At 47.2% G+C, this 12,890-nt stretch carries 12 protein-coding genes and 1 pseudogene; 7 read left to right on the top strand and 6 right to left on the bottom strand.

The window, feature by feature from the left end; translation table 11 throughout:
* The first annotated feature begins 2,233 nt into the window (after window positions 1-2,233).
* Window positions 2,234-2,590 carry a sugar phosphate isomerase/epimerase family protein gene (locus tag KDW_RS21445; protein ID WP_151757993.1) on the top strand — a complete coding sequence of 119 codons (357 nt, stop codon included), beginning with the start codon at window positions 2,234-2,236 and terminating at the stop codon, window positions 2,588-2,590.
* Between the two features lie 182 nt (window positions 2,591-2,772).
* Entirely contained in the window at window positions 2,773-3,249 is a 477-nt protein-coding gene (locus KDW_RS21440; protein WP_151757992.1) for a GNAT family N-acetyltransferase, read from the top strand.
* Between the two features lie 88 nt (window positions 3,250-3,337).
* Here the strand turns inward: KDW_RS21440 and KDW_RS21435 are convergent, their stop codons facing one another.
* A complete protein-coding gene (locus KDW_RS21435) occupies window positions 3,338-4,174 on the bottom strand; it encodes an SDR family oxidoreductase (protein ID WP_151757991.1) in 837 nt (278 codons plus the stop codon).
* 495 nt (window positions 4,175-4,669) lie between these two features.
* Between KDW_RS21435 and KDW_RS21430 the strand changes: the two genes are divergently transcribed.
* Genes KDW_RS21430 through KDW_RS21420 form a run of 4 tightly spaced genes read left to right on the top strand, consistent with a single transcriptional unit; the run spans window position 4,670 to window position 7,449 of the window.
* On the top strand, window positions 4,670-5,638 hold the full coding sequence (locus tag KDW_RS21430) for a GAF domain-containing protein (RefSeq protein ID WP_151757990.1): 969 nt from the start codon (window positions 4,670-4,672) through the stop codon (window positions 5,636-5,638).
* A gap of 17 nt (window positions 5,639-5,655) precedes the next feature.
* Complete coding sequence (locus KDW_RS31925; RefSeq protein ID WP_162005482.1) at window positions 5,656-5,808, top strand: hypothetical protein; 153 nt, start codon at window positions 5,656-5,658, stop codon at window positions 5,806-5,808.
* Between the two features lie 14 nt (window positions 5,809-5,822).
* Window positions 5,823-6,434, top strand: a complete 612-nt coding sequence (locus KDW_RS21425; RefSeq protein WP_151757989.1) for a hypothetical protein — start codon at window positions 5,823-5,825, stop codon at window positions 6,432-6,434.
* 34 nt (window positions 6,435-6,468) lie between these two features.
* Complete coding sequence (locus KDW_RS21420) at window positions 6,469-7,449, top strand: hypothetical protein (protein WP_151757988.1); 981 nt, start codon at window positions 6,469-6,471, stop codon at window positions 7,447-7,449.
* A gap of 183 nt (window positions 7,450-7,632) precedes the next feature.
* Here KDW_RS21420 and KDW_RS21415 read toward each other — a convergent pair whose 3' ends face one another.
* The 3 genes from KDW_RS21415 to KDW_RS21405 all read right to left on the bottom strand — a co-directional run bounded on the left by KDW_RS21415 (window position 7,633) and on the right by KDW_RS21405 (window position 10,207).
* Window positions 7,633-8,106 (bottom strand): HEAT repeat domain-containing protein, encoded by a 474-nt coding sequence (locus tag KDW_RS21415; RefSeq protein ID WP_162005481.1) that lies wholly within the window; start codon window positions 8,104-8,106, stop codon window positions 7,633-7,635.
* Between the two features lie 35 nt (window positions 8,107-8,141).
* Window positions 8,142-9,212 carry a phosphotransferase enzyme family protein gene (locus KDW_RS21410; protein WP_162005480.1) on the bottom strand — a complete coding sequence of 357 codons (1,071 nt, stop codon included), beginning with the start codon at window positions 9,210-9,212 and terminating at the stop codon, window positions 8,142-8,144.
* 182 nt (window positions 9,213-9,394) lie between these two features.
* Window positions 9,395-10,207 carry a PP2C family protein-serine/threonine phosphatase gene (locus tag KDW_RS21405; RefSeq protein WP_151757985.1) on the bottom strand — a complete coding sequence of 271 codons (813 nt, stop codon included), beginning with the start codon at window positions 10,205-10,207 and terminating at the stop codon, window positions 9,395-9,397.
* 445 nt (window positions 10,208-10,652) lie between these two features.
* On the opposite strand from KDW_RS21405, the pseudogene KDW_RS21400 reads away from it, so the two are divergent.
* Window positions 10,653-11,134: pseudogene (locus KDW_RS21400) on the top strand (NUDIX hydrolase).
* Between the two features lie 8 nt (window positions 11,135-11,142).
* On the opposite strand, the gene KDW_RS21395 reads toward KDW_RS21400, so the two are convergent.
* Window positions 11,143-11,616 (bottom strand): SRPBCC family protein, encoded by a 474-nt coding sequence (locus KDW_RS21395; protein ID WP_151757984.1) that lies wholly within the window; start codon window positions 11,614-11,616, stop codon window positions 11,143-11,145.
* Window positions 11,613-12,467 carry a sensor histidine kinase gene (locus tag KDW_RS21390; RefSeq protein ID WP_151757983.1) on the bottom strand — a complete coding sequence of 285 codons (855 nt, stop codon included), beginning with the start codon at window positions 12,465-12,467 and terminating at the stop codon, window positions 11,613-11,615. Before KDW_RS21390 ends, KDW_RS21395 begins: the two co-directional genes overlap by 4 nt.
* Window positions 12,468-12,890: the final 423 nt, after the last annotated feature.

Below are 12,890 nucleotides of genomic sequence, written 5' to 3'. Positions count from 1 at the left end.
ATCATGTTCACTTCGAACCCCAGGGCGTACCACGCTATATAACCTGATGTGTCGTACGCGATCAAACTCGCAGCTATCTAGCTGATAACCCGTCACGAACGTAAATCCTCTAGGGCGTATGTCTGCCATGACCTACAATTACCGAATAAGTGTCGCCAATTGACCCTCAATCGTCTGGTACAATGTCTCGACGAGCCCAAGCCAAATCGTTGTTTGAGATGATTAAAGATGACCTTCAGCATTTCAGGATGAGCTGCTCAACGTTGGCACTAAAAACATCGTTACTATAAAATCCTCCTGAGCCCCCAATGACGTCGGCAATGCACGGAAACCATTTATTACCCTTAAATTAATCTACTATTTTGAATATGACACATACATTTACATCTACCTACATGACAGTATACTATACTCCTCTCTCTAGGCGCCTCTACCCCCGGCAAGTTGCGCAAAATATAACGCCCGCTAAATAAAAGTATACTCCATTATTATAATACATAGCATTCTTGTGATAATTTACGCTAAAAGAAGCAAACCAGCAACAATTAAGCACATAAGGAGAGATATCCAATGGTTTTTAGAACTCAATATATCATTATATCTATGCCACCGCATTCACTATCCGAACTTTTGATGTATAGAGGATCTCGCGCATCAATTCAACGTGCCGTCCCCTCGACCGGGCATCTTCAACCGTAATCAGATATCACATATCATACCAATAACCAACATCTACTTAATTATACCCACCTTGATGTAATAGTTACATAGCAATAAAACTCATAGGAAAATTGAGACTAAAATCTGACGCCCTGCTTCCGGCCGATGCCAGACTCTTGGTAGTCCTGCGTCAAAACAAGCACACGAAAATTTCTAAGATGTACAGAGCTTTGCATCGCCAGACCGAAGAAGACCTTTTCAGTTCTCTCCGTGCTATCGAAATTGCTTCCTACTACCTCATATTGATCACACCATTTCCTTCAAGTGTACAAAACAATAGAGATCATACGTTTTGAGACGAACACTCACTTTCATGCTGCATTCATCACTCACTCCTCAAAATTGCGATCTAACTTCAATAGATCTTGCTCTCAAGTTTAATAAGCCAATTCCAAGGAAAGCCCATAGCGTCCTCTTGCACATAGTCAAATGATCTCATCTCAATTCTGCTCAGCTTGATCGCAATTACACACCGTGCTCATATACTACGTAGATATAATACTGCTCGTTGTAATTCCGCAAGCTATCTATCATCAGAATACCTTACCAGCCTGCCTCGGCGGGAACCACCCCAACGATCCGTTAGCATAGGTTGCTAACCGAAAGAAGTAGTCAGTGTCCAGGATAGAGTACCCTAAGATGCAATAGAAAACCATACATATCATTTTTCGACTGAATGATGACATAATAATAGACTGAGCCGAATATTATATGCTTCATGCCTAGTAAACCTACTCAGCTACCAGTCACTTAATCATTTCTATTTGTTAGAACAAAGATATAAAGGCAGTGTACCCTTAATAAATACCGTCAGTGCTAGCAACCTGGAGTATGTCCATCGATATCCTGGAGCCACAGATTCATCACTAATCGGATCGACAGTATGTCGCACAACAACAAGCGAGTTCTGTTCTTAAGGTAATAGCTTATGTAAACGCTCTATAGTGACTCGTCCACTAGCCTGGTTGATCAGTATTCACACACAATAATATTGTTAGATCCCTGTCCAATGCATCCAGCCAAGCAGGCAACCCCAGTATCGTTGATTCACTTTTGCATGCCTTCCCGCCAGATTCATCGTAATTCGCTGCCGCGCTGTGAATACCATCCTCCGATGCACCTATCTCTCTCACACGAGATCGTCCGCTAGAGACGGATGCCCGAATGTTCGAGAGCCCTTGCTTAACCTGGGATTTCAATTGTGTCCCGCACGCGAAGGATAATCATCGATCCCTAGTTATGCGCAGCGCTAAATTAAAGCAGTGCGCGTTCCGGTCTTAGCTATGCGCAGCGCTCCGTCTGATTAGGCCAGGGTGCGTAGCATTCGAACGAGCTATAATCAGCATCATGTGGAGTAGCAGTCATCCCTTCCTTGCGGCTGATATGCATGCAGGCTGGTAATTACATCAAGACCTAAGTAAGACACATCATCGCCCTGAGATATGCAAAAAACCGAGTCCGGCGGTTCATTTCTATCTCTTCCCGCAACCGCGACGCGTTCGCAAGCAGGTGCTTGTCGCCAGGTAAAATCTCCAGCTATCGCCCTTATGGGATAGCATCATCCGTATCGCATGGATGTGAGGACGCGAGGAAGTATGGGCAGGTACTTGGATCACGCGTTGCCCATGTACATGTCAAAGATGCGCGCCGTGACCAGACTGAAAAATCCGGCTGGAAACTGGTGCTCATCGGCGAAGGCGAAGTACCGGTCCAGGCACAGCTCCAGAGCCTCTACGAACATGGCTATGATGGCTATGTCTCCGTAGAATGGGAAAAGCGCTGGCATCCAGAGATTGAGGAGCCTGAAATTGCCCTACCACAGCATATTAGCTGGCTCCAAACGGTAGAAAAACAACTCATGCATAAATAATGCTGGTCAACATCACAAGAGCCCGAACACATGAAATCGGGCTCTTCCTCATATAAATTTTTTTCCTTCACACAATGCAATTAGTCCTGTACTTATACGATATTCATAACGCAGTACAAGATACATATCCAAAAAAGGTGTATAATGGATATGCACAGATTAGCAAGGAGGAAAAGTAATACATGGGCTATATTATCCGTCAGATCGAATCAGATGATTATACTCCTATTATTCAAGTAGTTGATGCATGGTGGGATAACCGTCCAATGGCAAGTATGCTACCAAAACTCTTTTTTATGCATTTTCAGAAAAGTAGTTTTGTGGTTGAAGATAATGGAAAGCGCATTGGCTTCCTGGTAGGATTTCGCTCTCAAACATATCCAAATCAGGCATACATCCATTTTGTAGGAGTCGATCCACGCTTTCGTAAAAACGGTATTGGCCGCCTTCTCTATCTCCGTTTCTTTACACAAATGCGCGAGTGGGGCTGCACTGAAGTGCATAGTGTTACAACGCCTCAAAATGAGCGCTCGATCGCCTTTCACAAGAACATGGGATTCACCGTTGAACCTGGTGACGCACAGGCCAATGGTATGGCGGTCACGACAAACTATGATGGCCGTGGGGGCACCAGGGTGCTCTTCCGTAAAGTATTATAGTTCCGTCAAAAGCTTTCCCGTATACATTGATAAAAGAATAGGCATGCAACTGCACTATTTCCTGATACGGGAAAGCTGCTGTCCATAACTACACACCACTAAAAGCGGAAAATCCACCATCCACAGGCACGACAATGCCCGTCACAAATTGAGCAGCCGGACTGGCCAACCACAGTAATGTTCCAACCAGATCCTCTGCATTACCCATACGCTGCATAGGAGTATGGGCCAGGATGGTTTGTCCACGTGGAGTATACTCGCCGGTCTGCTGATCGGTTAATAAAAAGCGATTCTGATCCGTCAAAAAGAAACCCGGTGCAATCGCATTGACACGAATCGCTGGACTATATTCCTGGGCCATATGCACGGCCAGCCATTGGGTAAAGTTCGTCACGGCGGCCTTGGCCGCGCTATAGGCTGGAATACGCGTCAGGGGGCGCAGAGAATTCATGGAAGCGATATTGATAATGCAGCCTTGCTTGCGTTCGGCCATGCCACGGCCAAAGACCTGACAACACTTGACGGTCCCTGAAAAATTGAGATCAAACACACGGTCAATGGCCTCATTATCCAGCTGAAAAAAGGACAACTCGGGCGAGGTGGTCGCGGCTGGCTGATTGCCACCGGCCCCATTAACCAGAATATCCACTGGTCCGAAGGTCCGGGTGACGTGTTCCAACGCCTGCTCCAGCGCCGCCCGATCCACGACATCGCAGGCCAGCGCCAGGGCATTACCACCCTGTGCCTGAATATCCTGCACAACGCGCTGCGCTGACTCCACATGCCGACTGACAACAACCACATTCACGCCTGCCTGTGCCAGTGCAGAAGCCATCGCACTACCGAGTCCACCACTACCACCAGTCACGACAGCAGTCTGACCCTTAATCGTAAAAAGAGACGAAAGTTGTGATTCGTAACTCATAATTATTCTTTCATACATTACTAGCAGTCTATCAGACATCATGTGCTGGGGAGGGGGGATGCAAGCGAGCATGCCGGGGCATGATCAAGCGGCAAGCCCCTTGACTGGGGGATCGGGGGCTGTGCCCCGGCATCTCCCCCCATCCCGCCCGCGTAGCGGACACACAACCCATCACCCGAAGTTTGACAATGTACTAGCACTCAAGGTAAACCATAGTCCACTTACAACACATTGTAACATAAGCTAAAGACCAACAAATGAGAAGATCTGGTAAGGAATGTATACAGGAAAAACAGGTACAGGACCCAAAGAAAAGTTGGCTGAATTGATTTATTTAAAAAAAGTGTAACTATAAATTGTACCACCAGTTGTTGACGTGAGCCACTTTTTTGGCGTAAGATAGCTATCTAGTCATTACGAATTCGCTAGTAATAGTTAGACGAGTAGTACTTGAGTAATACACACGAACCGCCAAGATGGCGGACATTCTTAGAAATGCTCATTGCAGATACGGGTGAGCGGCAGCGCATTGCGAACCTGCTGGGAGTCAATCCAATTAGCCTCACCCGCTGGGCTAGTGGAACTTCTAATCCACGGCCCAAGCACTTATACGCGCTCCTGGAAGCGCTACCTACTCAACGCGAAGAGCTTATTGCACTCATAGCGGAAGAGTTTCCTGAATTCCGCACCGACATTGCGGTCAAAGAAGAGATGCCGCAACATATACCGCCGGTATTCTATGCCAGGGTGTTGGGAGCGTACAATCAACAGCCAGCAGGCATACGCAGCACGGCCATCCGTGGAATGGTGCTACAACAAATGCTGACGCACCTCAACCCTGAACAGAGAGGGATGGTGATCTTCGCCAATCACTGTACCCCGCCACGATCGAGTGAACAAAAGGTGCGTAGTTTACGTATCATCGATGGTCGTGGCAGTCCACCCTGGCATAGGATGGAAAATAATATGCTTTTTTTCGGGCTGGAATCACTGTGTGGCCACGTCGTTCAATTCAGGCGTCCTATTCATATTCATGAGCATACACAAAAAAAACGCTTTTATCCTACTCATTATGATGTGAAAGCGGAAAGTATTGTCGCATGCCCACTTATTCGCGCCAACCAGATTGCAGGTTGTCTGACAATTATCAGCGCGCATCCCCACTACTTCACAGATACACACATGAATCTGGTTAATAGCTATCTGGATCTTTTCATGCTGGGCTTTGATGCTACGGACTTCTACAACTTCGAACAGATCGCCCTGGGCATTATGCCATCCTGTGACCTGCAAGCACCCATACTCGATCTATTCAGTAGCCGGGTCACCAGGTTGCTGATCAAGACCGCTCATCAACAACCGCCCATGACCCGTCCTGAAGCGGAGCAACAACTCTGGCAAGAACTAGAACAAGAATTTCTGACGATGGCAGCCCGATCATCTTTACCAATGAGCATTTACTAAAAGGAGTCCTATAATTCATGGATCAGCAAGATTCATTACGTTCTCGTACCTTTAGCTGGGAAGATCCAACCATCGCCTTACAAAAAGGCAAAGACCTGAGTGGCCTGGCCTATTTGCAGGCAATCAAGGCCGGTGAACTGCCACCACCACCTATCTGCCAGAGGAAATAAAACAAAAGCTTGCAGTGCCAAATATTACGCTGTCGCTATGGGGTAAGAAAACTTCAAGTGAGGAATTAGTTATTGCCGCCCAGGCATTTTTAGCTGAAAAAGATCCTAAAATGATTCCTGGACATCTTAGCATTTTCAGAATGAGACGCTTTCCTTTGGGACATGAAAAAATACTTCAATTAGCTCAAAGTACCGACAAAACGATTGTCAATCTCGCCATACAAGCACTGGCACATTTACAACATCCTGATATTCGCACGCTGGCTTATCAATTAACTGAAGCTTCACCTGGAGATTCCGATGCACTCTATTTGCTAGGAAACAACTATTATCCAGAAGATTACCAGTTCATTGAGGAAATTATCAGACACGCACCAGAAGAAGAGTTACACAGTGCAGCTATCCGTACTATTGATATCTTTACAAATCATCCAACGATAAATAATTTGAAAGCATTGACCGAAATATATGAACGCGTTCCGTGCGCTTATTGTCGGAAAAAAGCCATTCACTTATTAATTGAACAAGATATATTCCCTATCTGGATGATGGAGGAATGCCTCTATGATAGTAATGAAGATATTCAAAAATTGATTCTTACATACATGCAAAAAGATACGTTATAGTGCTACTATATATTTCACGAGAAGGAGAATATTTATGTCGGATTATCCGCCCGGGACCAGAAAGAGGTCGGCGCGAAGAATAATTCTTACTGCGTCTTTGATCACATGTGCTATTGTAGTAATCTATGAGCTTATTTTCTTAGTTTTTCCAGGCATAAACTTTGTATTGCCGCAACCCTATGGTTTTGTGGCCCTGGATGCGCTGGTAAATTTACTGATAACCTTTAGCGCCGGACTATTGGTCGCCCGGCTTACAAGGCGTATAGTTCCGTCTATCATTGTGATGTGCTGGACCGCGCTCTGCTACACAATTATTTCGCTGGCCGTCGGCTTAGGGGTTGGCTTAGTCGATGTGCCACCGTCTTCATTCAGCTCATACATACCATCATTCCTGCAGAACAGTGCCATCGACCTGCTGGCAGTTATCTCCATCAGTCTGTTTGGGGCGTGGCTAGGCGCGTCGCTCGGGTGCCGGAGTGATCAGGGAATATATACCGTGTATTATGGTGCCAATAGAGCTTCACGGACCCGGAAATTAGTTGCTCCTGAACAGTCCGGAGATCTCCAGGCAGACAGTTCTCAGAGGCAGGAGGAACTGGGCACGCCTGTGCGCGAATTCCCAGCGCTTAGCGTCCGTCAGTCCGTGGTAAGTGGCCTGATCGTCATTGTAGGCTCAATTGCCCTCTTTTCCCTGCTACACTTCGGTTTAGGAGTCGAGGGCACCGCCATCTTCATTATCATGGTCCTCTGTGTCATCGCGGCCATCGCCTACATCATACGCGCAGTAAGCGCGATCGGTAAAAGCGTGGAGCTCTACACCAATGGTATCCTGATACTAACGCCACACGCATCGCTGCCCGTCCTCTGGCATGAAATTATACAAATAGACGCCAGGAAAAATCAGCTATTACTCGTCACCGGTGCCCGCATCAAACTTCCAACCACAATTATAGGACTGGATGAACTCCACACAGACATCGCAACATCGATGGCACAGGCCGCAGGCACAAAATAGTAGGTTCGGCTCTTGCGGCCGATTGGCTCCATTTACGATATCCTTGCTTTGCTATGATCAAGCCATTCGTGGCATCGCTCATGTTGGATCGGCTCTAACCCGGGTAATCGCGATGGGGGAGAGATAAGGGGAACCCAATCGGCCGCAAGAGCCGAACCTACATGTTTTGCCTCTATTGAAATTTTAAAGTTGATTGCGTTTGTGAATATTTTTGATAGCATGGTTCAGGTATTCTTGTTTGAGTTGAGCAGGTTCTTGCTCATTATGGGACTGCAGGCGTTCGAGGGCTGGCAGGGCACGTGGATCGCCGAGTTCGCCAAGGGTGAGAAGAGCGGAATTGCGCACGCGTTCATCAGGATCCTGTAAGGCCTGAAGGAGTGGCGTCAGGCTGCGCGGATCAGCTAACTTGCCCAGGGTGACAATGGCGGCACGGCGTACCTGTGGCCGCTCGTTCTGGAGGGCCGCAACCAGGACGTCAAAAACGTGGGGACCACCAATCTGGCGCAGCGCCAGGATCACCTGGAGCCTCACTGCATCCTCTGGATCATCTAATAGCGTGGCTAAAGGAGCAATGGCAGGGATGTTTCCTGGCTGCGCCAGTTGCTTGATAGCTGACACACGAACAGCGCTCTGCTCATGCTGCAATTGAGCCAGCAATATTGATAATCCTTCAGGTTGCATATGTGTGCCCATCAGTTTTTTGGGAGCGCGATACTCTCCCTGGCGGGAAGTTCAATATACTCATTCAACCAGGCAAGCGAAGAGGCCAGATAGTCCGGTGCGCTGGCACGCCTGCCAGGATCATTGGAGAGAAAAAGGATGTTGATATGCTCGATTAAACGCAGGGCAGCAAAGATGCGCCACCATTTTTCATACTGTTCCGGTAATTTGCGTACACTTCCATATCCGCGAAAAAATGCCTTACGCAATTGTTCTTCATCGGACCGACCAGCAATGCCACTCAGTGTAATCGCGATATCAAAAAGATAATAATTCCAGTTACAGTTGTGAAAATCAATAGCGGAAACATGCCCTTTATAGAAAAAATAGTTATTCTGCTGCAAATTTCCATGAATTAATCCATAATAGTCAGCAGTAGTGGGAATAGACTTTAGCTCATCACGAGAAAGTTCAGCTACATCTGAAAGTATCTGGTATTCACGATCACCAATCAATCCATCACAATGGGTCGAGGCAAAATCTGGATCGAGCACCGTTTGCTCACCCAATACTTGCTGCCAGTCCCAGCGTGGCCGGACAAAATCGCTCGGTGGCACAAACGTTCTGGCGCATTGATGCAAGCGAGCCATAAACGTGCCGACACGCTCAAATAATGTCGGCGTCAGGCCAGAATCAATACTGCGGCCCGGCACCCAGCGCAAAAGGATACAGATACATTCCTGCTCAATATCCTCAACCTGAACAGTCTGCATCCAAGCGCCTGCACGATTCAGCACTGGCTCGGGCACTAACAACTCTGTCTCTCGTCGTAAAGCCTGCAGCCATTGGAGTTCAGAGAGCCATAATGAACGCGCAAAGCCATCCAGCCACCATAAATGTAGAGCAAAACGTCCATTATCAGTCTGTGGCGTACTTTCAGGGGTAATCAGGCCAGCCTTTGTATAAGAGGTAACCCGAAAAACTGCGTGGTCTCCATGAGAGACCAGAGTCAGGCGAGCGCTTCCAATATCGTATTGCGTCAGTGCGGCTTCAGCCAGGATGCGCAACTGACGAATCTGACTATTGTAGCTCGAATTTTTCAAAAGCTTGACTCCCACACGTACTACATTGCAAAGCTCAAGGCCACTCAGCAGGCACCATTGCAGTTGTAGCGTCAATAACAGGACAGAAATTGAGGCACAGGCAAAGTATACCTCAAAAATAAAATATAGACATCAATCAAATAGTCGATGTCTATAAACATCTATAAGTATATTGCGTATCCTTAAAAAGAGGAATGGCAGGTAACCACGATTGCACTCATATCATCACTTTTTGCCCGCATATTTTCACTCGTTGGTTGATGTGAACACTCAATTGCCTGCTGTACAATTTTCTTTGCTATGGTTGTGCGCTTCTCTTTCTCAAGCAGCACAGCCAGGGCTGCATCTGTCAAATTATCATGAATGCCATCAGAACAGATGAGAATACGGTCGCCAGGTAGAATATCAATATCACCAATATGGACGATCAGGGATTTTTCGTGTCCCAGCGCCTGCGTAATACCATTACGATTATCAAAGTAACTTTTTTCTAATCTCGTTAATTCACTACGAGAGAAAGCCTGATCTATACGTAAAGCGTCTTCAGGCGTGACTGATCCATCTGCGATTTTTAATGAGAGATATCCATCATCCTCCGTCAGCCGCTGTAAAGGCTCGCCAGGCCGCCAGCGATAGATGCGGCTATCACCTACATGCGCATAAAACATGTGATAGACATGGGTAGTATCATCATAACAGAACAGTGTCAGCGCCGCAGTAGTAGCAGGATAATCGTTATATAATTCCAGTCGGCGTGCTCGTCGCTCTCCTTCCAGGCGAATCACCCGATGCGCTTCATTAAACATATGCAGCAAGGTATCTGCTAACGTGAGTTGCTCCGAAGCAATAATAATACTAGATTCAGCATGCTGCTGCTTCCAGATGCGTCGCATCACACGTGCAGCAAGTTGTGAAGCAAGTTGACCGGGACCAGATCCTACGCCATCAAAGACCGCAGCCAGGCCGCGACGTCGATCCAATAATACGGTCATCATTAAAATCAGTATGTCCCTCGTGTGGCACACTATACTGGACAAAAGCCAGCGCTGATTGAGTAGCGCCAGATGTATAAGAGGCTTTGACAGAAACGGTCATTTAAGGGCCCTCTTTCTTGGAGAATACTATCTAGCATATACAGAATGAGAGAGAAATTCTGCATCAACCGAATCAAGGATCAATTTGGATTATTTTAACACATTTTGAAGCTTTTTTCTTTATTTTTTTACTTTCCCTCTACTTTATAGATATTTTGCCGGACCAATACGAAAAGTATGGGTGTGCTATGATGTCTAATGATGGGTATAGGACCTCATCCAATACCTATGTTTCTTATGCAGCAAGCCAGAACACTCTGATGGAGAAGAGAAAAAGTGTCAGATTTGGAGCAGAAAAAAGCTCAAAAAAACTATAAGAATGAAAGAAAAGGAGTTCACGTAGAGGATGGCAGCGACGATAGCAACACTGGGATATATCTTATCGCCCGATGGCTCACAGATTTTAATGATCCACCGCAACAAGCGGCCGGATGATATACACTATGGCAAATATAATGGCCTGGGTGGCAAACTGATACCCACTGAGGATATCGCGAGTTGTATGCAGCGCGAGATCCAAGAAGAGTCCGGCCTGCTGGTAGATCATATGACGTTACGCGGTACCATCTTCTGGCCAGGCTTTGGCAAACATGGCGAGGATTGGTTTGGCTTCATCTTTATTATTGACCGCTGGCATGGTGAGGCCCATAGCGGGAATGAAGAGGGCACCCTGGAATGGGTAGAGCGGAGCGCTATTCCGACACTACCAGTCTGGCCCAGCGATCATCAATTTTTACCAATGGTCTTTGATGATGATCCACGCCCGTTTCATGGGGTCATGCCTGGCGCGATGGTGAGATGGTCAGTTGGAGTTATGTGCGCTCGTAGGCATAGCACTAGCGACTGCCGGCCACCGATTTTTTCTTCCCTACCACTTTTGCCAGGGTCTCCAACTCATAGGTGAACATTTGCCGCAACAGCGAGGGATAAAAAGCCTGCTCTAGCTTGCCCAACAGCGTACGAGCGGGCTCCCAGTGGGCGGCGATCTGGACATGGGCCTGGAGACCATTATTGGCCGGCGTAACGGCATAGGTGGTCACCAGCGAGGATGGTGTCTCGTGCTCAACCAGCAAACGACCGGGTTCAGGCTCGGCCACCAGAGCCTGTCTGGCACGCTCAAAACCCAGGATCCGCACCCGATAACGTAACACGGTCCCGGCCCCCTGGCCACCTGATTCAACCTGGAATTGACTGATATATTTTTTAGGTAGAATATGAGGATGTCCATGACGATAATCCGCCAGCACCGCATAGACATCCTCAGGTGGGGCCGCAATCAACGCGACCATATCAAAATGAGTTTGCTTCATTCTCTATCATGCTCCATCAAAGTAGCAGGCAGGCTGCGCCGCAACGTAAAACAAAAACGACTCCCTTTGCCAGCAATACCCTCACTCTCAACCCAGATACGCCCACCCATGCCCTCAACAAACTGTTTACTAATATACAGACCAAGACCAGTGCCGCGTACAGGTCCAATCATATCACGTTGCAAACGCGAAAATTTTTGAAAAAGGTGCGGTATATCCTCAGCAGCGATCCCCGGTCCAGCATCCTGCAGGCTGATACACACCATCGGCTCCTGCCCATCCTCCACCCGCGCACCGATCTGGATCAGCGTTTGTACAGGTGAATATTTGCATGCATTTGAGATCAGATTACGTAAAATCTGGCGCAACTGCTGCCGATCAGCTAACACCAGTAGATCAGCTGGAAGCTCCAGCTGCAACAAGTGATCCTGCAAATAAATATGCTCGCAAATTTCAGAAATAGTCGTCGCCAGTGACAGTTCCTGCATACGCAACGGCTTGATCTCTTGTCCTACCCGCGAGCTATCCAATACATTACTGATAATCAATTCAAGCTCATCACAACCATATGAGGCACTCTGCATAAAGGCGGCTTGCGTCTCGGCATCAATTTTATTGCCATATTCGAGCAACAGATTAATATAGCCCTTTACTTCAGTCAAAGGAGTGCGCAATTCATGGCTGACACTCATCAAAAACTGATCGCGCAATACTTCCAGATGCTGCTGATGCTCATAGGCGAGATTCAACTGCTGCTCGGCCCGCATGGTCTGGCTTCTAGCGGTTGCTGAAAGATCCAGGAAACGCTGGAACAACGTAAAGCAACCCAGTTCAATGGCGATTACCAGCACTCCGAAAAGAAAGCCCTCCCACAGGCGAAAAGGCCAGAATATGGTCTGTAGATGCCAGCTGAGTAAACACGCGGACACGATCAGGACAGCAAGTGTACAGAGGCCAGCAATTCTGGGGCGAAAGAGCCAGGAAGCAATAGCAACCGGAATCGCACAACTGGTAATAATCTCTACATCTGAGAAAAAATAGAGGAAAAAAACCCATCAAGACAAATACAGCAAGGCAACTGGTAAGAAAAATACTGATGCGTATACGTAAAGGTGCATCACGCAAGGAAAAAGGCAGGGTAGACAATAATTGCAAGACTCTTGCTCCGTTCACACAGAAAAGCTGACACGAGTCGTCTAGTGCGCGTTACTTTTTAGGTAAGGGAGAGGTAGATGCCCACGCCTATTCTTTTCAAGCTCTTGTTTTTCTTCTTT

This window comes from Dictyobacter vulcani (assembly GCF_008974265.1).
In the GTDB taxonomy this organism is placed as follows: domain Bacteria; phylum Chloroflexota; class Ktedonobacteria; order Ktedonobacterales; family Ktedonobacteraceae; genus Dictyobacter; species Dictyobacter vulcani.
This window is presented reverse-complemented; position numbering and strand designations above follow the sequence as displayed.

What these genes read in the sequence shown, in the direction of transcription:
- KDW_RS31925 (WP_162005482.1), top strand. Translation starts at nt 5,656, where the DNA reads ATGGATCAGCAAGATTCATTACGTTCTCGTACCTTTAGCTGGGAAGAT.
- KDW_RS21395 (WP_151757984.1), bottom strand. Translation starts at nt 11,616, where the DNA reads ATGAAGCAAACTCATTTTGATATGGTCGCGTTGATTGCGGCCCCACCT.
- KDW_RS21420 (WP_151757988.1), top strand. Translation starts at nt 6,469, where the DNA reads ATGTCGGATTATCCGCCCGGGACCAGAAAGAGGTCGGCGCGAAGAATA.
- KDW_RS21440 (WP_151757992.1), top strand. Translation starts at nt 2,773, where the DNA reads ATGGGCTATATTATCCGTCAGATCGAATCAGATGATTATACTCCTATT.
- KDW_RS21430 (WP_151757990.1), top strand. Translation starts at nt 4,670, where the DNA reads ATGCTCATTGCAGATACGGGTGAGCGGCAGCGCATTGCGAACCTGCTG.
- KDW_RS21435 (WP_151757991.1), bottom strand. Translation starts at nt 4,174, where the DNA reads ATGAGTTACGAATCACAACTTTCGTCTCTTTTTACGATTAAGGGTCAG.
- KDW_RS21405 (WP_151757985.1), bottom strand. Translation starts at nt 10,207, where the DNA reads ATGATGACCGTATTATTGGATCGACGTCGCGGCCTGGCTGCGGTCTTT.